The organism is Streptomyces sp. NPDC091271, assembly GCF_044757505.1.
Taxonomy (GTDB): domain Bacteria; phylum Actinomycetota; class Actinomycetes; order Streptomycetales; family Streptomycetaceae; genus Streptomyces.
In genome coordinates this window covers 1-21,200 of record NZ_JBIVVD010000007.1, presented here as the reverse complement: position 1 = coordinate 21,200, position 21,200 = coordinate 1, and the positions used below count along the sequence as shown (strand labels likewise).

At 69.2% G+C, this 21,200-nt stretch carries 15 protein-coding genes; 9 read left to right on the top strand and 6 right to left on the bottom strand.

Going from position 1 to position 21,200, the window contains the following annotated elements; translation table 11 throughout:
- Positions 1-87: 87 nt before the first annotated feature.
- The 4 genes from ACIQM3_RS27130 to ngcE all read right to left on the bottom strand — a co-directional run bounded on the left by ACIQM3_RS27130 (position 88) and on the right by ngcE (position 4,993).
- On the bottom strand, positions 88-1,287 hold the full coding sequence (locus tag ACIQM3_RS27130) for an ROK family transcriptional regulator (protein WP_104784772.1): 1,200 nt from the start codon (positions 1,285-1,287) through the stop codon (positions 88-90).
- Between the two features lie 268 nt (positions 1,288-1,555).
- Complete coding sequence (locus ACIQM3_RS27125; RefSeq protein WP_401628454.1) at positions 1,556-2,473, bottom strand: carbohydrate ABC transporter permease; 918 nt, start codon at positions 2,471-2,473, stop codon at positions 1,556-1,558.
- A 97-nt stretch (positions 2,474-2,570) separates the two neighbouring features.
- Entirely contained in the window at positions 2,571-3,494 is a 924-nt protein-coding gene (locus tag ACIQM3_RS27120) for a carbohydrate ABC transporter permease (protein ID WP_401628451.1), read from the bottom strand.
- Positions 3,495-3,544: 50 nt separating this feature from the next.
- On the bottom strand, positions 3,545-4,993 hold the full coding sequence (ngcE, locus tag ACIQM3_RS27115; RefSeq protein ID WP_401628448.1) for an N-acetylglucosamine/diacetylchitobiose ABC transporter substrate-binding protein: 1,449 nt from the start codon (positions 4,991-4,993) through the stop codon (positions 3,545-3,547).
- A gap of 663 nt (positions 4,994-5,656) precedes the next feature.
- Between ngcE and ACIQM3_RS27110 the strand changes: the two genes are divergently transcribed.
- From ACIQM3_RS27110 to ACIQM3_RS27080, 7 genes are all read left to right on the top strand, one after another.
- Complete coding sequence (locus ACIQM3_RS27110; RefSeq protein WP_401628445.1) at positions 5,657-9,505, top strand: GH92 family glycosyl hydrolase; 3,849 nt, start codon at positions 5,657-5,659, stop codon at positions 9,503-9,505.
- An 80-nt stretch (positions 9,506-9,585) separates the two neighbouring features.
- On the top strand, positions 9,586-11,046 hold the full coding sequence (locus ACIQM3_RS27105; RefSeq protein WP_401628442.1) for a hypothetical protein: 1,461 nt from the start codon (positions 9,586-9,588) through the stop codon (positions 11,044-11,046).
- Positions 11,047-11,230: 184 nt separating this feature from the next.
- Positions 11,231-11,956: a hypothetical protein gene (locus ACIQM3_RS27100; RefSeq protein WP_401628439.1), complete on the top strand. Its 726-nt coding sequence runs from the start codon at positions 11,231-11,233 to the stop codon at positions 11,954-11,956.
- 64 nt (positions 11,957-12,020) lie between these two features.
- Positions 12,021-12,659 carry a class F sortase gene (locus ACIQM3_RS27095; RefSeq protein WP_401628437.1) on the top strand — a complete coding sequence of 213 codons (639 nt, stop codon included), beginning with the start codon at positions 12,021-12,023 and terminating at the stop codon, positions 12,657-12,659.
- A gap of 110 nt (positions 12,660-12,769) precedes the next feature.
- Positions 12,770-13,435, top strand: coding sequence for a signal peptidase I (gene lepB, locus ACIQM3_RS27090; protein ID WP_401628435.1), 666 nt, complete (start codon positions 12,770-12,772; stop codon positions 13,433-13,435).
- A gap of 17 nt (positions 13,436-13,452) precedes the next feature.
- Entirely contained in the window at positions 13,453-14,298 is an 846-nt protein-coding gene (locus tag ACIQM3_RS27085) for a Scr1 family TA system antitoxin-like transcriptional regulator (RefSeq protein WP_401628432.1), read from the top strand.
- Entirely contained in the window at positions 14,282-14,488 is a 207-nt protein-coding gene (locus ACIQM3_RS27080; RefSeq protein WP_401628430.1) for a DUF397 domain-containing protein, read from the top strand. The genes ACIQM3_RS27085 and ACIQM3_RS27080 overlap by 17 nt, the downstream gene beginning before the upstream one ends.
- A 6-nt stretch (positions 14,489-14,494) precedes the next feature.
- Here ACIQM3_RS27080 and ACIQM3_RS27075 read toward each other — a convergent pair whose 3' ends face one another.
- Complete coding sequence (locus ACIQM3_RS27075; protein WP_401628427.1) at positions 14,495-15,118, bottom strand: histidine phosphatase family protein; 624 nt, start codon at positions 15,116-15,118, stop codon at positions 14,495-14,497.
- Positions 15,119-15,278: 160 nt separating this feature from the next.
- Between ACIQM3_RS27075 and ACIQM3_RS27070 the strand changes: the two genes are divergently transcribed.
- Both ACIQM3_RS27070 and ACIQM3_RS27065 read left to right on the top strand, forming a co-directional pair.
- On the top strand, positions 15,279-16,919 hold the full coding sequence (locus tag ACIQM3_RS27070) for a PucR family transcriptional regulator (protein WP_401628424.1): 1,641 nt from the start codon (positions 15,279-15,281) through the stop codon (positions 16,917-16,919).
- Positions 16,920-17,102: 183 nt separating this feature from the next.
- Entirely contained in the window at positions 17,103-18,437 is a 1,335-nt protein-coding gene (locus tag ACIQM3_RS27065; protein WP_401628421.1) for a diaminopimelate decarboxylase, read from the top strand.
- A 97-nt stretch (positions 18,438-18,534) separates the two neighbouring features.
- Here the strand turns inward: ACIQM3_RS27065 and yicI are convergent, their stop codons facing one another.
- On the bottom strand, positions 18,535-20,772 hold the full coding sequence (yicI, locus tag ACIQM3_RS27060; RefSeq protein WP_401628419.1) for an alpha-xylosidase: 2,238 nt from the start codon (positions 20,770-20,772) through the stop codon (positions 18,535-18,537).
- Between the last annotated feature and the right edge of the window lie 428 nt (positions 20,773-21,200).

Below are 21,200 nucleotides of genomic sequence, written 5' to 3'. Positions count from 1 at the left end.
GGCCGAGGTGGCTGGAAGTCAACTCGGCCGCGACGTCAGCGTCAAGGAGTAAATACTTAACGAGATGACAACGGTGCCATTCGTTATCTAAGTGAAGGCAGGAGTCGCCGCGGGGAGGGTGCTCTCCAAAAGGGTTGAATCCCCCATCTCGCTCAGCACGAGGGCCAGCGCCCCCAGCACCTCGGCCCGTCCGCCGAGCGCCCCGGGGAGCACCGAGAGCTGTCGCGCGGCACTGGGAATGGCATAGCGCGAGACCGAGTCACGGATGGGCGCCAGCACCAACTCTCCCGCCTCCGCGAGGGATCCGCCGAGCACCACCCGGCTCGGGTTGAGGAGGTTGCACAGGTTCGCCACCCCGCTGCCGATATGCCGTCCGACGTCCCCGATGACCCGGCGGCAGCCCGGATCGCCCTCGCGGGCCAGCTGGACCATCCGCTCCATGGTGAGATCGGGCCCGTGACTGGGCTTGAGCAGGGGCAGGACGTACCGGGCGGCGGTGAAGGTCTCCAGGCAGCCGCGGTTGCCGCAGCGGCAGACAGGGCCCGACTCGTCGAGGGTGATGTGGCCGATCTCGCCGGCCGTGCCGCCGGGGCCCCGGTAGATGGTCCCGTCGATCACCAGACCGGCGCCCACGCCGCTGGCGACCTTGATGTACGCGAGATCCCTGACGCCCCTGCCGCTGCCCCAGACGAGCTCGCCGAGGGCCCCCAGGTTGGCATCGTTGTCCACGTACACCGGGACACCGAGGCGCCCGGCGAGCTCCTGGCTGGGATTGATGCCCGTCCAGCCCGGCAGGATCGAGGTGGAGCCCAGCGTGCCGGACTCGACGTCGATCGGGCCCGGCACCCCGAGACCCACGCCGATCACCTTCCCGGGACTGATCCCGGTGGTCTCGACGAGGCGGTTGACCAGCTGTTCCGCCCGCCCGAAGCCCTGCGCCGACGAGGCGTCCACATCGAGCGGCTCGGACTCCTCGGCCAGCACCTGGTGGGCCAGGTTGCCGATGGCCACACGAAGGTGGGTATGCCCGAAATCTACCCCTATGACGATGCCCGCGTCCCCGCTCAGGGAGACACTCCTGGCACGGCGCCCGCCCGCCGAGGTGGGGGTCACCTCGACCGTGCCGCCGTCCTTGAGCTCACGAACGATGTTGGAGACGGTGGCTGCGGAGAGGCCGGTGCTCCTGGCGATCTCGGCCTGGGTCAGCGACCCTGCCATCCTTACGGCACGTACGACCCGCTCAAGGTTGGCCCGATGCAGAGATGTCTGCGACCCCGGAGTCTCCATCGACTCACTCACTCCTGCCGTTTTCTCTAACATGTGAACCCTAAGCTGAACGTTTTGGGGTACCCCCCGTCAAGACCTTGAGCAGTCGCTGCCTCCGATGAGCATGGTGCCTCCACATTCCGACGGGCGCGAAAGCATCGGAAAGGGCACGAAAACCACCCCCCGGCCGATGGCCGAAGGGTGGTTCCCTGCCCGGGGAGCCTGTTCGTTTCCGGTGACTCCTGTTACCCGAGTGACGACAAGACCTGACAGCTGAACGCGCGCGCCGCTACTTGAGCGCCCCCGCGGTCAGCCCCGCGACGACCTGGCGCTGGAAGACGATGTACGCCGCGAGGACCGGCAGCATCGCCATGACCAGACCGGCGAAGAGGCCCGACCAGTCCCCCTTGTACCCCTGGCTGGTGGCCAGTTCGACCAGGCCCTGGGAGAGCACCTTGTACTTCGGGTCGGTGTTCAGCACCGTCGGCAGCATGTACTGGTTCCACTGTCCGAGGAAGTTGAAGATGCCGACGCTGATCAGACCGGGCTTCGCCATCGGCAGCATCACCTGGAAGAACGTCCGGGTGTGCGACGCCCCGTCGAGCATGGCCGCTTCCGCGATCGATGTCGGCAGGGTCCGGAAGAACGAGGTGAGGAAGAAGACGGTGAACGGCAGCGAGTACGCGATGTAGACCAGGATCATCCCGTGGATCGAGTTCAGCAGGCCCATGTTGTTCATGACGAAGAACAGCGGGACCAGCGCCAGGATGATCGGGAAGCTCATCCCTCCGATGAAGAGGAAGTAGACGAAGCGGTTCCCCGGGAAGTCGAACCGCGCCAGCACGTACGCCGCCATCGAGCCCAGCAGCAGGGTGCCGATGAGTGAACCACCCACCACCATGATGGTGTTGAGGAAGTAGTCGCTCATCCTGGCCTGGGTCCAGGCCCGTGACCAGTTCTCGAAGTGGAGCGTGTCCGGCAGCGACCAGGGCGTCGACAGGATCGAGTCGTCGGTCTTGAAGGACGACATCACCGCCCAGAGCAGCGGCATGACGACGAGTACCGCCCAGATGACCAGCACGCCGTGCGAGAAGACGTTGAGGACCTTGCCCTCGCTGCTCTTCGCCGGCTCGCCCGTCGGGAGGTCCGTCTTCGTCACCGGCGAGCGCGGGGCCGGGACGGCGGGAGGAGTCTCAGTGACCTTCATGGGTGCTCACCTCGTACAACTGTCGAGCCGGCCGCCGGGACCGAACTGTTCTGCGCGCTGCCGGTCATCCGGTCGCCGTACCCCGCAACGAACGGCATCAGAACTCCAGCCGTTCACGCCGGCCCAGCCGCATCACGATGGCCGCGAAGAGCATGGTGACGATGAGCAGGCCGACACCGATCGTGGTGGCGTAGCCGGCCTGGGCGTCCCGGAAGGCCGTCTGGTAGACGTACAGCGGCAGGACGGTGGTGGAGTAGTCGGGTCCGCCGGGGCCGACCGTCATGACCTGTACGGCGGTGAAGGCCTCCACACCGAGCGCCAGGATGCCCATGTAGACCCATCCGGACTGCACGGTGTCCCAGAGCAGCGGCAGCGTGATCTTGAAGAACGTCGTGACGCGGTCGGCGCCGTCGAGCAGCGCGGCCTCGTAGAAGTCCTTCGGAATGGACGCCATTCCCGCGGAGAAGAGGACGACGAAGAATCCGACCGTCGACCAGATCAGCACGACCATCACGCAGTACAGCGCCAGGTCGGGATCGCCCAGCCAGTCCGGCTGCAGGCTCTTGAGGCCGACGGCCTTCAGCGTCGCGTTCAGCATTCCGGACGTCGGGTTGAACGCGAACTGGAAGAGCAGAGCCACGATCACGATCGACAGGACCTGCGGGAAGAAATAGGCGACCTTGTAGAAAGCGGAACCCCGCACGCCGGCGACCGCGGCGTTCTTACGCCGCCGGCCGCCGACATTGAGCATGAAGGCGAAGAAGAGCGCGAGGCCCAGCGTCACCAGCGGCAGCAGCAGCGCCAGCAGCACACTGTGCTGCAGCGACTTCCAGAAGATGTCGTCGTCGAGCATCTGGCTGTAGTTGTCGAAGCCGACCATCTTGAAGTCGGAGCTCAGTCCGGTCCAGTCCGTGAACGAGTAGTAGATGGACTGGGCGAAGGGCCAGATGACGAAGATGGCGTACAACGCCAGTGGGGCTACCAGGAACCCCACGATGAACCGGTACTTGCCGTGCTGCATCGTTTACCGACCCCGATTTCCGAGCGGGTGCCGCCGCTGGTGACGGTTGCTCACTGGTGCTTGTAGTGCTTGATGGAATCGTCCTTGGCCGCCGCGTCCGCGAAGGCCTGGATCTTCTTGATGGTCTCCGCCGGGGTCGCGCGGCCGGCCATCATCTCGCCGATGCCGGCGATACCGATCTGCTCCTTCTGCAGCTTCACGTACCAGTCCTGCATGCGCGGGTTCACCACGTTGTCGCCGGCCTTCGCCAGGACGTCGACGCCGGACTGCAGCGCGGTGGAGAGCGTCAGCCCGTCGGTGCCGCCGTTGAAGGCACTGAGGGACTTGACCGACTTGGTGAAGTTCTTCGAGGAGTCCTCGCTGAGCATGATGCGCAGCTGCTCCATGCCGCCCTCGGGGTTCTTCGACTTCGCCGGCACGATGAACGGCTCGCCGCCGGACGCCCAGAGGGTGCCGAAGGGCATCTTGTCGGAGGAGTCCAGGCTGGACGGCGCCCCGACCATCATCTTGAAGTCCTCGGGAGTGGTGGGCGCGGCCTCGTTCTCCACCCACGAACCGTTCGGGATGAAGAGCGCCTTGCCCTTGGTCCACTCGGTCTGCGACTGGATGTGCGTCAGCCCGGGCGTGCCCTTGAGGATGTAGCCCTTCTGGAAGAGCTCGTAGTACGCCTCGAAGGCGGCCTTGACGGCCGGGTCCTTCCAGGCGTTGGGCTCCAGGTTGTCGATCTTGTCGAGGACCTCGCGGCCGCCGATCTTGGCGATGAAGGGATAGAGCGAGAACGGCAGGTAGTACGGGTACTTGCCCGGGTACGTCCAGCCGGCGATGCCCTTCTTCTTCGCCTTCGCGCAGAGCGCGAGCATGTCGTCCCAGGTCTCCGGGTACGCCGCGTCGAGCTTCTCGAGGTTGGTCTGGGAGTACCAGACGCCGTAGACCGTGTACGCGTAGTACATGATCCAGACCGGGTCGCCGTCGAACTGGCCCATCTCCAGGACACCGGGGCGCAGCGTGTCGCGGACCTTCTTCGCCGGGTCGTCGTAGGACGGGGCGTCCATCAGCGGCGTCAGGTCGGCCAGCTGCTTCTTGCCGACCAGGACACCCATGTCCATCTGCTCGGCACCCGAGTTGTCGATCAGGTCCGGCGGGGTGCCGCCGTTGAAGCGCGGCTGCAGGATCGACTGGATCTTCTCGGTCGAGGAGTGCTTGACCTTGGGCGCCTTGGGGAAGGTCTCGTTGTACTTCTTCTCGGCGTCGATGGCGTACTGCTCGCCGAAGCCACCGTTGAAGATGACGACCTCGAGGGCTGCGGTCTCATTGACACCGAGCGGGTTCTTCGCGCTCTTGGTGCCCTTCTCGACCTTCTCGTCACTTCCGCCGTCGCTGCTCGCGCACGCCGACAGGAAGCTCATCGTCGGGACAGCGATCAGGCCGAGTGCGGCAGAACGCTTGATCACATCGCGACGGCCAAGGCCCTCATTCGTGCGGCCGGAGGTGGATCCCATGCTCAAGTCCTCGCCTTCTCCAGGACTCAGGCGGTGTACCGGTCACCCGTAGAGAATTCGCCTCAGGCGAAGGGCCCCGCCACCGCGGTCAGTTGCGCTTGGGTCGTGCAGATTGCCGGATTACCAGATGCAGTGGGGGAGTTTCGGGGGAACGTACGGCAGACCGCCTCGCGGCGCCCACAGCTGTCCCACCCTCCCCCGTGCCCGCGTGCCGTTGTGAAGCGGCTGTGCAGACGCCGACAGGTATAGTCCACTTCCCGTCAACTGAGCAAGATCGAATGCATGGTTGAGCGGCAGTCTTTCCCGAGTTGAGACCTCACGGACACCTAAGGGCTGTCCCGTAATCCCTGGCGGGCGCACGACGACAGCTACGGCACCTCGCTGCGTTGTCGGAACGCCCGAATACATCCAGTATGCGAACGCCCCTCCGCCTTGCGATGCACCGCATCTGACGCCGTGCGCTGATCCACCAGGGATTACGGGACAGCCCTTAGGCACCGCGCACCTTCGCGCGGAATCGCCGTTTTCCGCATTACGGTCGAATCACCGGCGTCGACACCGTGCAACACCCTTGACACATCCCGTCACTTGGCTCCCTACTGGAACCCGCATCCTGCAATGACAACGTTGTCCAAAGCATGCCCCCGGGAGGAACGGCTCCGTATGCAGCCCCTACGCGGTCCTCAGCACGGCTCTCGCCACAGACACAACCGCTCCGCCGCGGTCCTCGCGGCCTCTCTCGTCCTCGCCCTGGCGGCCCCCACCGCGGCGCTCGCGCAGCCCTCCGGCGCCACCAAGAAGCCTTCCGGCGACACGTCGTTCAGCTCATCGTTCGAGGCGGACGAAAAGCAGCCGGACTGGCGTAATACCGTCGAAGAAGGTGCTGACGGAAAGAAGAGGGCATCGGGTGTCGACGGCGGATTCTCCGCCGGAATACCGGGCAATATCACCGATCAGGTCACGGATCTCCGCGCCAGTGGCGAGAACACCGACGGCGGTGAGGTCAAGGAGAACCTGGTCGATGTCGAGCCCGGCACCAAGTGGCTGGCCTTCCAGCCCACGGGCTGGGTCGAGTTCGACCTCGTCGAGCCCACCAAGGTCGTGACGTACGCCCTCACCTCGGCCAACGACCACGACGAGCGGGACCCCAAGGACTGGACCCTGAAGGGCTCCGCGGACGGCAAGACCTGGACGGATCTGGACACCCGGACCGGCCAGACGTTCTCCGAGCGCCTCCAGACCAAGTCGTACGACTTCAAGGCGGACACCGCCTACCAGCACTTCCGGCTGGAGGTCACGAAGAACAACGGCGCCTCCGACGCCCTCCAGCTCGCCGACGTGCAGTTCTCGGACGGGGACACCTCCACCCCCGCCCCCGACGACATGCGCACGCAGGCCGACCGCGGCCCCTCGGGCTCCCCCACGGCCAAGCAGGGCGCCGGGTTCACAGGAAAGAAGGCGCTGCGCTACGCGGGCACGCACAAGCCTGACGGACACGCCTACTCGTACAACAAGGTCTTCGACGTCAATACGGCGGTCACCAAGGACACCCAGCTGTCCTACCTGGTCTACCCGCAGATGGCCGAGACGGACCTCGACTACCCCGCGACGCACGTCGCGGTGGACCTGGCCTTCACCGACGGCACCTACCTGAGCGAGCTCAAGGCCACCGACAGCCACGGCGGGCTGCTCACCCCGCAGGGCCAGGCCGACGCCAAGCGGCTGTACGTGAACCAGTGGAACAAGGTCGCCTCGCGGATCGGCACGGTCGCGGCGGGCAAGACCGTCGACCGGATCCTGGTGGCGTACGACTCCCCCAAGGGCCCGTCGAAGTTCCAGGGCTGGGTCGACGACATCTCGATCGCCCCGAAGGCCCCGGAGAAGCGCAAGGCGCACCTCTCGGACTACGCGTCGACCGTGCGCGGCACCAACTCCAGCGGCGGCTTCTCGCGCGGCAACAACTTCCCGGCGACCGCGGTCCCGCACGGCTTCAACTTCTGGACCCCGGTGACCAACGCGGGCTCCACGAGCTGGCTGTACGACTACGCGCGTGGCAACAACGAGGACAACCTGCCCACGCTTCAGGCGTTCAGCGCCAGTCATGAGCCGAGCCCCTGGATGGGCGACCGCCAGACCTTCCAGATGATGCCCTCGGCGGCCTCCGGCACCCCGGACGCCTCCCGCGAGGCCCGCGAGCTGCCGTTCCGCCACGAGAACGAGACGGCGACCCCGCACTACTACGGGGTGACGTTCGAGAACGGCCTCAAGGCCGAGATGACGCCCACCGACCACGCGGCCCGCATGCAGTTCACCTACCCCGCTGACGACGCGAGCCTCGTCTTCGACAACGTCTCCAACGACGGCGGCCTCACCCTCGACGCGAAGACCGGTTCCTTCACCGGCTACTCCGACGTGAAGAGCGGCGGCTCCACCGGGGCCACCCGCCTCTTCGTATACGGCTCCTTCGACGCCCCGGTCACCGACAGCGGGAAGCTGAAGGGCGGCGGCGGTGACGACGTCACCGGCTTCTTCCGCTTCGACGCGGGCAAGGACCGCAAGGTCGGCCTGCGGCTGGCCACCTCGCTCATCAGCGTCGACCAGGCGAAGAAGAACCTCGCCATGGAGCTGCCGGCGAAGGACTCCTTCTCCAAGGTCCGGAAGAACGCGCAGAAGGCCTGGGACAAGATCCTCGGCAAGGTCGAGGTCGAGGGTGCGAACGCCGACCAGCTGACCACGCTCTACTCCAGCCTCTACCGGCTCTACCTCTACCCGAACTCGGGCTTCGAGCAGGTCGACGGCAGGAGCACCTACGCGAGCCCGTTCTCGGCGCCGACCGGAACCAACACCCCCACCCACACCGGCGCGAAGATCGTCAAGGGTGAGGTGTACGTCAACAACGGCTTCTGGGACACCTACCGGACGACCTGGCCGGCGTACTCCTTCCTCACGCCGAAGCAGGCCGGCAAGATGGTCGACGGCTTCGTCCAGCAGTACAAGGACGGCGGCTGGATCTCCCGCTGGTCCTCCCCCGGCTACTCCGACCTGATGACCGGGACCAGCTCCGACGTGGCCTTCGCCGACGCGTACGTCAAGGGCGTCGACTTCGACGCCGAGGCGGCGTACGACGCGGCGGTCAAGAACGCCACGGTCACCCCGCCGTCCTCGGGCGTCGGCCGCAAGGGCATGGAGACCTCGGTCTTCACCGGTTACGCCGACACGGAGACGCACGAGGGCCTTTCGTGGTCGCTGGAGGGCTACCTCAACGACTACGGCATCGCGCAGATGGGCCAGGCCCTCTACAAGAAGACGAAGAAGCAGCGCTACAAGGAGGAGTCCGAGTACTTCCTCAACCGCGCGCAGAACTACGTCAAGCTCTTCGACGACAAGGCCGGCTTCTTCCAGGGCAAGAAGCCGAACGGCGACTGGCGCCTCCCCTCCGACCAGTACGACCCCCGCGTCTGGGGCTACGACTACACGGAGACCAACGGCTGGGGTTACGCCTTCACCGCCCCGCAGGACAGCCGGGGCCTGGCCAATCTCTACGGCGGCCGTGACGGTCTGGCGAAGAAGCTGGACACGTACTTCTCGACCCCGGAGACGGCCGGACCCGAGTTCACCGGCTCCTACGGCGGCGTGATCCACGAGATGACCGAGGCACGCGACGTGCGGATGGGCCAGTACGGCCACAGCAACCAGGTCGCGCACCACGCCACGTACATGTACGACGCGGCCTCGCAGCCCTGGAAGACGCAGGAGAAGGTCCGCGAGGTCCTCGGCCGTCTGTACACCGGCAGCGAGATCGGCCAGGGCTACCACGGCGACGAGGACAACGGCGAGCAGTCGGCCTGGTTCCTCTTCTCCTCGCTCGGCTTCTACCCGCTGGTCATGGGCAGCGGTGAGTACGCGATCGGCTCGCCGCTCTTCACGAAGACGACCGTGCACCTGGAGAACGGCCGCGACCTGGTCGTCAAGGCTCCGAAGAACAGCGCGACGAACATCTACGTGCAGGGCCTGAAGGTCAACGGCAAGAAGTGGACCTCCACTTCGCTGCCGCACGACCTGCTCGCCAAGGGCGGCGTCCTGGAGTTCGACATGGGCTCCGAGCCGTCGGCGTGGGGCACGGGCAAGAACGCGGCCCCGGTGTCCGTCACCAAGGACGACAAGGTGCCGACGCCGAAGGGCGATGTGCTCAAGGGCGACGGCGCGCTGTACGACAACACCTCCGCCACCTCGGCCTCGGTCGAGTCGGTGGACCTGCCGGCCGCCGAGGGCACGAAGGCGGTGCAGTACACGCTGACCTCGGCCACGGCGGCGAAGGCCCCGACGGGCTGGGTGCTGCAGGGATCGGCGGACGGCACGTCCTGGAAGGACATCGACAAGAGGTCCGGCCAGACGTTCGCCTGGGACAAGCAGACCCGGGTGTTCTCGGTGCAGGCGCCGCAGGCGTACGCGAAGTACCGGCTGGTGAGCTCGGCCGCTGCGACGCTGGCGGAGATCGAGCTGATCTCCTGACCGCCTGAGGGTAGTTACGGAGCCGGGGGCCGGCCGTCCGCACGAGCGGGTGGCCGGCCCCCGGTGGCATAGTGCTCCGCATGGCTCCACGGATATGGGCGCGGATCACCGGACGCGCGGCTCTGGCCGCGCTCCTCGCGACGGCCTTCGCCCCGACCCCCGCGACCGCGTCGGAGGCTGTGGCGCTGAGCCTGGAGGACGCGCCGCGCACCATGGTCGTCTACAACGCGGACGAGGGCGCCGGGGCCACGAACGGGGACTTCCAGGTGCCGGTGGCCGTCGTCCCCGGCAACAAGGAACCGGCCCGCGGCATCAAGGTCGTGGTGGATGCGTCGGGACTCAAGGGCATCGCCCGCGTGGTCGAAGGCGGTTACGGGAACTGCACCGGCAGTGGCTGGGTCTACACCTGCGAGTACGGCACACTCCAAAACGACGGTGAGAGCAACGCGCCCTTCGACATCCTGGGGCTGGACGGCGTGAAGCCGGGTGACAGCGGCACGGTCACCTACACCGCGAGCGCCGAGAACGCGGCGCCCGTCACCGGCACCACGCGCATGGTCGTCGGCGGCCCCACACTGGACGCGCCCGACGAGGAGCTGAAGGTCAGCGGTGTCGAGCCGGGCCGGCCCGCCCCGCTGACACCGGAGTTCGCCAACAACACCCGGTTCGCCGCGGACCGGGGTGTCGCCCTGCACATCACCACGGCCGACGGCCTCACCCTCAAGACCCGTCACAGCAACTGCCGTTACGAGGGCGCCTCCCCCACTTCGGCGTGGTGCGTGTTCCCCACGAAGGCCGCACCGGGCACCGCGTACCGCACCGGCGCCCCGCTCGCCTACGTCGCGGCGGAGAAGGAACTGGCCGGCACGCTCTCCTACACCTGGTCGTCGGCCCCTAAGAGGCCCGCCGGCCACACCGTGCGCGGTACGGGCGCCCCCATCACCCTGGTCCGCGCCGCGGACGGCCGGTTCGACGGCGTCAACGGCACCGTCCGGGTCGTGACCACGGTCCAGGCCGACTACCGGCCGGTCACCGGGACCGTCCGTGGACGCGTCGGCGACACGGTGGAGGTGCGGCTCGGGGTGCGGGACCTGGGCCCCGGCAAGCTGCAGGTCGACGAGGTGAAGGGCCGCTTCGAGGTGGTCCCGCCGGAGGGCACCACGGTCACCTCGGTTCCGTACTCCTTCGAGGACAGCGACCTGAAGTGGGGGTGCGAGCAGCCGAAGAAGCCCGGCGGGGCGTTCGTCTGCGACCTCGGCGGTGAGGCGTTCGCCTGGGCGGAGGACGACGGCACGACGTCCATCGTGTTCCACGTCCGCATCGACCGTCAGGTCGCGGGTGCCCGGGGCAGGATCCGGGCGTACAACCCCTACGACCGCACCCCCGGCAACGACACCGCGGTCATCCCGCTCGACGCCTCGCCCGCCCCGGCCTACCGGGCCTTCCTGCGCCCCGTCGTCTGGGGCTCGATCACCGCGGGTGTTGTCGTGGCCCTTGCTCTGACAGCCGCGCACCTGCGCCGTCGGCGTCGGTCCGCCTGATCCGGCCTCCCTTTTCCGGGCACTCGGGCGGTTTCCGCCCGGGGATCCACTGACTGCTATCGGCTAGTCAGGGTACTTTTGGGCGTTTTTACGGTGTCCCGACAGACTCTTTTGACGATCCATGTCATCTCTTAGGCGATCAGGTGATCAGTACGACAATCATCTCGGCTTGAAGGAGCCCAGCATGCGCATTTCCACTTCCGTCCGCTCCCGCGGCGCCCGTACGGGCGTCACGATGGCCGCTGCGGTCGCCGTCGCCGGTGCCACCCTCGCCGGAGCCCCCGCCGCCTACGCCCTGCCCGGGGACAGCGGCGACATCGAGGTCACCTCGGTCGGCTGGCACTCACGTGGTGACCGCGACGGCGTCGAGGTCTGCAAGTTCGTGCTCAAGGCGAGCAACTTCGAGTCCTTCCCCTCCGTCCCCTGGACGATCACCGAGCAGCCGCCCACCGTCCCCCCGGGCGACACGCTCCTGGGCACCCTTCCGCTCGTGAACGGCCAGGCCCGCAGCCAGCAGTACCTGCTCCCGGAGGGCACGTACCAGCTGGTGTGGACCGTCCCGGCGGGCCCGAAGCAGAGGAGCTTCGAGGTCGACTGCTCGCGTCCCGCCCAGGGTGGCAACCAGAACGGCAACCGCCAGGACGAGGGCGGCCGGGGCTCGTCCGAGACGGGCGCCCAGGCGGACAAGGGTGCGGAGGAGAGCGGTGAGAAGGGCGCCTCCGAGATCTACGAGAAGCCGTCCGGCGCGGTGCCGGCAGGTGGCGGCGGCGTCCCGGAGATGGAGAGCGTCAGCTCCGAGGGCGAGTCGAACGTCGGCACCTCGGCCGCGCTGGTCGCCGGTGCCGCCGGTATCGCGGGGCTGATCATGGTCCGTCGATCCGCGCGCCGTCGTGCCCGCAACGAGGCATAACCCGCGCGGCCGACGGCGACGACGGGGGCCGAGCCGTGCATGCCGGCTCACGATCACCCTGTGCGTGACCTTCTCGCTGGTGACCGGCGTCGTGTGGGCGAGTTCCGACTCGCCCGAGGACGCCTCGTCGGTCACCGCCGCCCGCGGCAGCGACGCCGCGGGCGGCGGGGCACCGCCGTTCAGGAGGGCACCGCACAAGCCGCAGAAGGCGGTGCCCGCATCGCATGCCCCGCTGGTGCACTCCCGGCCTTTGAAGGTCGCCGTCCCCGCGATCTTCATCGAGGCCCCGGTCACCGGCCTCGCCCTCGACAAGAAGGGCAGGCTCGGCGCCCCGCCGCTGAGCAAGCCCAAGCTGGTCGGGTGGTACAGCAAGGGCCCGTCCCCCGGAGAGGCGGGAACCTCGCTGCTCGTCGGTCACCGGGACACCGCGACGGGACCGGCGATCTTCCTCAACCTCAACGCCCTTCGCCGCGGGGACACGGTGAAGGTCACCCGGGCGGACAAGCGGACCGCGGTCTTCACCGTCGACAAGGTGAAGACCTACACGAAGGACGAGTTCCCCGACGACAAGGTGTACGGCGCCACCGGCCGTCCGGAGCTCAGGCTCCTGACGTGCGGCGGGCGCTTCGACAAGAAGAACGGCTACTCCGCCAACGTCGTCGTCTTCGCCCACCTCACCTCTCTGAAGAAGAAGGCGGCCTGAGAGCGGGCACGCCGAACGGAACCGGCCGGTACCTCGGGGGCGAGGTACCGGCCGTCCGCCGTTGCGCTAATCTCCCCGCACGCACGTACAGGCGTGCGAAGGGGGGAACTATGAGCCGGGCGGGACGAGGGCTGCGACGGGCCGCCTGGGCCTCGGGCGTCATCGGAGCACTGCTGCTGGTGGGGCCCCTGGCGCTGTTCGCGACGGGCTACACCTCGGCGGAGGTGTCAGGCGGTTCCATGGAGCCGACGTACTCCATCGGCGAGCGCGTACTCCTCCAGCGGATCGACGCGGATGAGGTACGGCGCGGGGACGTGGTCCTGTACCGCATGCCGGAGCGCTATCAGGGCCTGGCCACGCTCGGACGGGTGATCGGCGTCGGTGGGGACCGTGTCACACAACAGCCCGGCGGAGCCGTGACCTTGAACGGCACCACGCTCACCGAGCCGTACGTCAAGGACGGCGATCCGTCCGGAATGGCGACCGGTTACGACGTGGTGGTCCCCGAGGGACGCCTCTTCGTGCTCGGCGACTTCCGCGCCAACGCCAGGGATTCCCGCTCCTTCCTGGACGACCGGTCGGGAACCGTACCGTCGACGACCGTTGTGGCCAGGGCCCTTGACGACCGCTCGGGCCCCGTGAGGCTGGGGCTGGCGATGCTGCTCGGTCTGCTACTGCTCGCCACCGCACTCGTGTCGGGGATCGCCGCGCGGCGGAAGCGCCGGCCACCCGTCCGGGTGACGTCCACAGAAACCTGGCATACCGGGGTGGGGTAGCCGATACCTTCCGCAGCATGCCGCTGCCGAAGGACCTGGACCCGTACGCCAATCCCCGCGCCTTCTACGGCGCTGAGCTGCGCCGCCTGCGCGAGGCGGCGGGACTGTCGCAGAACGAGCTGGGTGAGCGGGTGTTCTGCTCGGGCACCTACATCGGGCTCTTCGAGGCGGGCGAGCGGCGCCCGCAGGAGGAGATCTCGCGCGCGCTGGACGAGGTGCTGCGCAGCGGCGAGCACCTCCAGCGGCTGTGCCGGCTGGCGCGTACGTCGAAGGTGGCGGGGTATTTCGCGGACGCGGCCGAGCTCCAGCAACGCGCTGTCTCCATCGCGGAGTACTCCTCCATGGTCGTCCCGGGGCTGCTGCAGACCGAGTCGTACGCGCGGGCGCTGACCCGTGCTGCTCATCCCTACGCTTCGAGCGCCGTGATCGACGGCCATGTCCGGACCCGGATGGAACGGGGGCTGCTGCTCGACTCCCCCACTTCTCCGGTCCTCTGGGTCATCGTCCACGAGGCGGCACTCCGCGTGCCGATCGGTGGGGCCGCCGTCATCGCCGAGCAGCTCGATCACCTTCACACCCAAGGCGGCGGACGCCCCCGTGTCGTCGTCCAAGTACTGCCGTTCGAGGCAGGGGCAAGCCCCTTGCTGGACGGAGCCGTGACCTTGATGCACTTCTCCGACGCCCCTGCCGTCGCCTATACGGAGACTGCGTACAGCGGCCAACTCGTCGAGGAAGCAGGGCTGGTGGAGCAAATCTCTTCCGCATACGATCTGGCCAGGGCTTCCGCGCTGTCTCCGGAAGCATCACTGTCCCTCATCAAGTCGGCTGCGAAAGGCCATGCGTCAGATGCTCACCTCTCGTGACCTGTCCTCGGTAGCGTGGCGCAAGTCGTCGTACAGCAACGGGGACGGGGGGAACTGCGTCGAGATCGCCGACGGCTTCCCCGGCCTCGTCCCCGTCCGCGACAGCAAGGCCCCCGACGGCCCCGTGCTCGCGTTCGGGGCCGCCCGCTGGGCGCAGTTCGTGGAGGCCCTCAGGGTCGGCTCGCTCTGAGGCCTGTCATCCGATGGCGTTGAACAGCCTCTCCGGCAGCGCCATGTTCAGCGCCTTCACGACCGGCTTGCCGTGTTCCGTGCCGAGGCGGGAGACCGCGCCCGTGGCGAGCTGGAAGAGCTCCCCGCTCGCGGAGGTCAGCCGCAGGTAGCGCGCGGTGAGTACGCGCAGGAAGTGCGAGTGGGCGACCAGCGCGATGTCCGCCTCGCCGAGACGGGACGCCGCCGCGCGGACCTCGGCCAGGATCCGGTCCGCCCGGTCGCCGACCTCCTGCGGGCTCTCCCCCGGGTGCTCCTCGGGGCCGGGCGCGACGCCGTCGGTCCAGAGGTTCCAGTCGGGGCGGGTGCGCCGGATCTCGACCGTGGTGATGCCCTCGTACGCCCCGTAGTCCCACTCCCGCAGGTCCGGTGTCTCGCGGGGTGCGGGCAGGCCCGCCAGTTCGGCGGTGCGGCGGGCGCGGAGGTAGGGGCTGACCAGGGTGAGCCCGATCTCGCGTTCGGCGAGGAGCGGGACGAGGGCGCGGGCCTGGCGTTCACCGAGCTCGGTGAGGGGCAGGTCGGTCCAGCTCGTGTGCTGCCCGGACCGGGACCACTCGGTCTCGCCGTGCCTGATCAGGATCAACTCGCCCATGGATGCTTCCGCTCTCTGTGCCGTACTCGTGCGTATGTACCGGTGGTGCCAACCTGCGGGCCAACGATCGCATTCCATCGGGCCCGGCGAGGGGCGGCTCGCCCCGGCGTGGTGACCAGGGGCATGGCTGTCCGGGACGGCGAGCGGCGATTATGGCCCGATGCGCATCTCCGAGACGGACAGCCCCGGCCCCACGCTGGCCCAGCTCCTCGCGCTGATCGCCGCCGGGACGCTCGACGTCGTCGTGGCACCGTGCGGCACCGGCGTGCCGGTGTCCGACGTGGTCCTGCACGATCCGGGTGAGGAGCGGGACGAGGAGGCGTGGGCGGCCACCGGGCTGGTCCTGCTCGCGGTCGGCGTCGACGTCGCCTCGCCCGAGGCTGTCGACGTGCTGCGTGCCGCGGACCGTGCCGGGGCGGCGGCCGTGGTGATGCGGCGCGGCACCCGGGGGCCCCGGGCGGCTCTGCTGGAGGCGGCGGAGCGGGGGCGTACGGCGTTGCTGACCCGACGGCCCGGGCAGGGCTGGACCGAGGTGCTCGGCCGGTTGCGGACGGCGCTGGTGCACAGCGGGCCGGACCGGTCCGCGGGTGCGGCCGGGGTGGGCGGACTGCGGCTGGGTGACCTGCCGGGGCTGGCCAACACCGTGGCGGACCTCGTCGGAGGCGCGATCACGATCGAGGACCCGCAGTCGCGGGTGCTGGCGTACTCGCGCATGGACCACGAGCCCGATCCGATGCGCAGGCTCACGATCCTCGGCCAGGAGGTGCCCCGCTGGCGGGTCGTCGAGCTGCGGGAGAGCGGCTTCTTCCAGGCCCTGTGGAACACCGACGACGTGGTGCGGCTCCCCGCCGACGCGCGGTACGCCGAGCGGCTGGCGGTCGCGGTGCGGCACGGATCCGAGGTGCTGGGCTCCATATGGGCCGCGGCCGACGGGCGGCCGCTGTCGGAGGACGCGGTGGCCGCGCTCCGGACGGCGGGCCGCGCCGCGGTCCCGCATCTGTCGCACCACCTGACGTGGGGCCGGGCCGCCTCCCGGGCGCGCGAGGGCGCGGTGCACGCGCTTCTGGCGGGCAGCACGCAGGCGGCGCACGACGTCGGGATCGCGCGGGACCGGCCGCACGCCGTGATGGTGGCGGAGGCGTACGACGGCCGGGAGACCGCACCGGGGGACGCCGGGCAACGGGTGCTCGACGTACTCGCGTTGCGGGCCGCCGCCTACCGTCCGGGGTGTGTGACCGCGCGGTCGGGGCGGCGGCTGTACGCCGTGGTGCCGGCCGTGGACGGTGAGACGGACCCTGCGCGCACGCTGCTGGCGACGGTCCGTTCGGTGCCGCGAGGCGTGGTCTTCGCGGGTGCCGGGCCCGTGGTGGCGGACCTGTCGGAGCTGCCCGCCTCCCGTGACGCCGCGGAGCTGGTGGTGCGCGTGCTGAGAGAGCGGGCCACGCGTCTGCCGGCTGCGGTGGCCGGGTCGGCGGTGGCCTCGTACGAGGAGGTGGCGGCCGATGCGGCGGTACTGCGCCTGCTCGACCGGGTGGAGCCGCTGTGGGGGGCGATGCCGGGCCCCGTGCACGCGATGACGGAGCACGACCGGGCGCACGGCTCGCGGTACGGCGATTCGGTCGCCGCACACCTCGACGCCTTCGGTGACACGGCCGCTGCCGCACGGCGCCTCAATGTGCACCCCAACACTCTGCGGTACCGGCTGCGCCGGGCCCGGGAGCTGTTCGGCGTGGACCTGGCCGACCCGGCCGTGCGGCTCCTGGCGGACGTCGGACTGCGTCTGGGCCGGCGTACCGGGTGAGCCGTGACGGGAGGACGACCGACCTCGTGATCATTCAGTTGTGGGGCCGGACAGGTGTATCCGTCAGGTCTGGTGGTGGCTGACGAAGACGTGCCGGGCCCCGCGCACCGAAGCTGGTCGCAACGGTCCGCGGCCGGACGAGCGCGGCGCACGGGCGACTCACCACGTAGGAGTGTGATTCAGGTGACATCCGCTTCGGCCTCCCAGCGCGAGCGAGCCCGCGAGGCGGCGCTCGCCCGTGCCGTCGAGAAGGGCCTGCTCGGCCCCGGCTCCCCCCTGGTCGGCCTGCTCGACGTGGACGGGGTGCTGGCCGCGGTGGAGGCGCTGAACGAGGCGTTCGAGGGTCCGGCCACGGTCCATCACACGTTCGCGGCCAAGGCGTGCGGGCTGGTGCCGGTGCTGCGGCTGCTCGCCGAGGCCGGGATGGGGTGCGAGGTGGCCTCGCCCGGCGAGGTGGAACAGGCGCTGGCGGCCGGCTTCAGCCCCGGCCGGCTGGTCTTCGACAGCCCCGCGAAGACGGTCGAGGAGCTGGAGTTCGCGCTGGAGCGCGGCATCGCGATCAACCTGGACAACTTCCAGGAGCTGGAGCGCGTCGACCGTCTGCTGGCCGGCCGCGAGCCCGCCGGCCCTGTCGGACTGCGCGTGAACCCCCAGGTCGGCGCCGGCGCCATCGGGGCGATGAGCACCGCGACCGCGACGTCCAAGTTCGGCGTCGCGCTGCGCGACCCGGGGGCCGTGGACGCGGTGATGGACGCCTTCACCCGGCGCCCCTGGCTCAACCGCCTGCACGCGCATGTCGGTTCCCAGGGCTGCCCCCTCCCGCTCATCGCCCAGGGGGTCGGCGCCGCGTACGAGCTCGCGGAGCGGATCAACAAGCAGCTGGGCCACGCCCGGATCACCGGCCTGGACATCGGCGGCGGCCTGCCCGTCAATTTCGACAGCGAGGACGACCGCCCCACCTACGCCGACTACGTCGCCGAACTGCGCGACGCGGCCCCGGGAATCTTCGACGGCCGCTACGTCCTCGTCACCGAGTTCGGCCGCTCGCTGCTGGCGAAGAGCGGCACCATCGGCTCGGTCGTCGAGTACACCAAGTCGGCCGGCGGCCGGCGGATCGCGGTCACCCACGCCGGAGCCCAGGTGGCCACCCGCACGGTGTTCATGCCGGACGCCTGGCCCCTGCGCGTCGGCGTGTTCGACGCCGCGGGCCGCCCCAAGGAGGGGCCGCTCCAGGTCGTGGACATCGCGGGACCGTGCTGCTTCGCAGGGGACCTGACCGCGACGGCCCGCGAACTCCCGGCGATCGAGCCCGGGGACGTGGTGGCGCTGTACGACACCGGGGCGTACTACTTCTCGTCCCACTTCTCGTACAACTCGCTGCCCAGACCCGCTGTCTACGGATATCGAACGGATTCCGCCGGGCAGGTCCGCCTCGCCACGGTCCGCGACGCCCAGAGTGTGCGCGAAGTCGTCGAGGAGAGCGGCCTCTCCCACGCGGACGCCCTCGTGGCGCTGTGAGCAGGCCGCGGCGCCCACCCGCCTCACGGCGGACCGCCCGCGCCCCTGCTGCCAGGGGGCGGGCGGTCGGGCGTGAGGACGCGACGGCGGGCGGGTGTCAGGCCTTCTCGCCCACGACCGTGACCGTGTACGGCCGGTCCGTGTCCGTCGTGACGCGGACCTCGCCGCCCTCGCGGACCACCTCGTAGGTCGCCGCCACCGCGCCCGTGCGGTCGGGGACGGTCACCGTGCGGGTGAAGTCGCCCGTCCCGGCGGGGGCGAAGACGCGGAGTTCGAGGCCGTCGAGCCACTCACCGTCCGGGCGGGTCTCGTCGGCGCCGAGCGCCAGGACCGCGCCCTGGCGGACCAGCAGGGGCAGGCTGTCGAAGCCATGGGTCTCGCGCCGCCAGGCGGGGCCGGTGACCGTGTCACCCGTCAGCAGGTGGGTCCAGGTGCCCTCGGGCACGTAGTACTCGACCTCCCCACCGTCGGTGAAGACCGGGGCGACCAGGACGTCGGGGCCCAGGAGGTACTCGCGGTCCGCCGTGCGGGCCGTCGGGTCGTCCGGGAACTCCAGCAGCAGGGGGCGCATCGTCGGGACGCCCGTGCGGTGGGCCTCGACGGCCACGCCGTAGAGGTACGGCATGAGGCGGTGCTTGAGACGGGTGAACTGCCGGGCCACGTCCACCGCTTCGTCACCGAACTCCCACGGCACGCGGTACGACGACGAGCCGTGCAGCCGGCTGTGCGAGGAGAGGAGGCCGAAGGCGAGCCAGCGCTTGAAGACCGCCGGGTCGGGGGTGCCCTCGAAGCCGCCGATGTCGTGGCTCCAGAAGCCGAAGCCCGACAGCGACAGGGAGAGACCGCCGCGCAGGGACTCCGCCATGGCCTCGAAGGAGGACCAGCAGTCGCCGCCCCAGTGGACCGGGTACTGCTGGCCTCCGGCGGCGGCCGAGCGGGCGAAGAGGACGGCCTCGCCCTGGCCGCGCTCCTTCTCCAGGAGCTCGAAGACGGCCTTGTTGTAGAGGTGCGTGTAGTAGTTGTGCATGCGCTCCTGGTCGGAGCCGTCGTGCCAGACGACGTCCGTGGGGATGCGCTCGCCGAAGTCGGTCTTGAAACCGTCGACGCCCTGGTCGAGGAGGCCCTTGAGCTTGCTCTGGAACCAGGCGGTGGCCTCGGGGTTGGTGAAGTCGACCAGCGCCATGCCGGCCTGCCACTTGTCCCACTGCCAGACGTCACCGTCGGGGGTGAGGACGAAGTAGCCCTCGCGCGCGCCTTCCTCGTACAGGGCGCTCTTCTGCCCGATGTACGGGTTGATCCAGACGCAGATCTTCAGGCCCTTGTCCTTGAGCCGGGCGATCATGCCCTCCGGGTCGGGGAAGACGGCCGGGTCCCACTCGAAGTCGCACCACTGGTACTCGCGCATCCAGAAGCAGTCGAAGTGGAAGACGCTCAGCGGGATTCCGCGCTCGGCCATGCCGTCGACGAAGGAGGTGACGGTGGCCTCGTCGTACGACGTGGTGAAGGAGGTGGTCAGCCAGAGGCCGAACGACCACGCGGGAGGCAGGGCGGGGAGGCCGGTGAGGGCTGCGTAGCGGGAGAGGACGTCCTTCGGGGTGGGGCCCGCGACGACGAAGTACTCCAGCGTCTGGTCCTCGACGCTGAACTGCACCTGGCCGACGGCCTCGGAGCCCACCTCGAAGGAGACCTTGCCGGGGTGGTTGACGAAGACGCCGTAGCCGCGTGAGGAGAGGTAGAACGGGATGTTCTTGTACGCCTGCTCGCTGCTGGTGCCGCCGTCCGCCTGCCACATGTCGACGGTCTGGCCGTTCTTCACGTACGGCGTGAAGCGCTCGCCGAGGCCGTGGACGGTCTCGCCGACCCCGAGGGCGAGCTGGGCGAACATGTGGTGGCTGCCGTCGTCGACGGTGGCGAACGCGCTGCCCTTGCGGCCGGCGGAGGTCAGGACCCGGCCGTCCGCGTCGAGGAACTCCAGCCCGAAGGTGCCCTCGGTGGGCAGCCGCAGGGTGAGCGGGCCGCTGGTCAGCTCGGCGCTCGCGCCCGCGGTACGGGTGGTGGCGGCGGACTGCGGGGCGGCGCCCGGCAGTTCGAAGTCGGGGCCCTTGCGGCGCTTGCCCGCGTGGTGGGTGAGGCGCACCGCGATGACACCTTCGGCCGGGGCGTGGGCCTCCACGGTGATCAGCGGAGCGTTCAGAGTGTCGCCGCGGCGCTCGACGCGCTTGACGGCGGCGTAGGCGGCGAGACGGTCGTCGTCGAGGCGGACATCGCGGACTTCCGTGGCGTACGAGGCGTGCACACCACTGCGCATCTGCCAGAAACCGTCGGTGAACTTCATGGGGGTGGTCCTTCGCCGATCCGGGGGTGCTGGGCGGGACGTCAGGGCGCCTGCGGCGAGCGCGGCTGCGGGTCCTCTCGATTTTGATCGTACACAAAACAAATATGGCCGAGAAGGGCCGTAGGCAGTGGGAATTCCCGTATTGCCCGAGAAACCGAACCATGGCACAGCGCCCCGGATCTGCCATGTTGGCGCCACGTAACCGACACGTCACGGAAATGGTCTAGAAACGACTGGCTGGATGGCGTATTAGTACTGCAAGCAAACAAATTGGCCGGTCGGCGGAGCTGTCGCCGGGCCTGACGTCGAGCAAGAGGCTGTGCAATGTCGGACCGCTTCACCCCCACTCCCGCGGACAGGTTCACCTTCGGTCTCTGGACCGTGGGCTGGCGTGGCAACGACCCGTTCGGTGACGCGACGCGTCCCGC

Excerpts from the sequence above, each read along its gene's own strand:
- ACIQM3_RS27130 (WP_104784772.1), bottom strand. The coding sequence starts at position 1,287 with ATGGAGACTCCGGGGTCGCAGACATCTCTGCATCGGGCCAACCTTGAG.
- ACIQM3_RS27125 (WP_401628454.1), bottom strand. The coding sequence starts at position 2,473 with ATGAAGGTCACTGAGACTCCTCCCGCCGTCCCGGCCCCGCGCTCGCCG.
- ACIQM3_RS27120 (WP_401628451.1), bottom strand. The coding sequence starts at position 3,494 with ATGCAGCACGGCAAGTACCGGTTCATCGTGGGGTTCCTGGTAGCCCCA.
- ngcE (WP_401628448.1), bottom strand. The coding sequence starts at position 4,993 with ATGGGATCCACCTCCGGCCGCACGAATGAGGGCCTTGGCCGTCGCGAT.
- ACIQM3_RS27110 (WP_401628445.1), top strand. The coding sequence starts at position 5,657 with ATGCAGCCCCTACGCGGTCCTCAGCACGGCTCTCGCCACAGACACAAC.
- ACIQM3_RS27105 (WP_401628442.1), top strand. The coding sequence starts at position 9,586 with ATGGCTCCACGGATATGGGCGCGGATCACCGGACGCGCGGCTCTGGCC.
- ACIQM3_RS27100 (WP_401628439.1), top strand. The coding sequence starts at position 11,231 with ATGCGCATTTCCACTTCCGTCCGCTCCCGCGGCGCCCGTACGGGCGTC.
- lepB (WP_401628435.1), top strand. The coding sequence starts at position 12,770 with ATGAGCCGGGCGGGACGAGGGCTGCGACGGGCCGCCTGGGCCTCGGGC.
- ACIQM3_RS27085 (WP_401628432.1), top strand. The coding sequence starts at position 13,453 with ATGCCGCTGCCGAAGGACCTGGACCCGTACGCCAATCCCCGCGCCTTC.
- ACIQM3_RS27080 (WP_401628430.1), top strand. The coding sequence starts at position 14,282 with ATGCTCACCTCTCGTGACCTGTCCTCGGTAGCGTGGCGCAAGTCGTCG.
- ACIQM3_RS27075 (WP_401628427.1), bottom strand. The coding sequence starts at position 15,118 with ATGGGCGAGTTGATCCTGATCAGGCACGGCGAGACCGAGTGGTCCCGG.
- ACIQM3_RS27070 (WP_401628424.1), top strand. The coding sequence starts at position 15,279 with ATGCGCATCTCCGAGACGGACAGCCCCGGCCCCACGCTGGCCCAGCTC.
- yicI (WP_401628419.1), bottom strand. The coding sequence starts at position 20,772 with ATGAAGTTCACCGACGGTTTCTGGCAGATGCGCAGTGGTGTGCACGCC.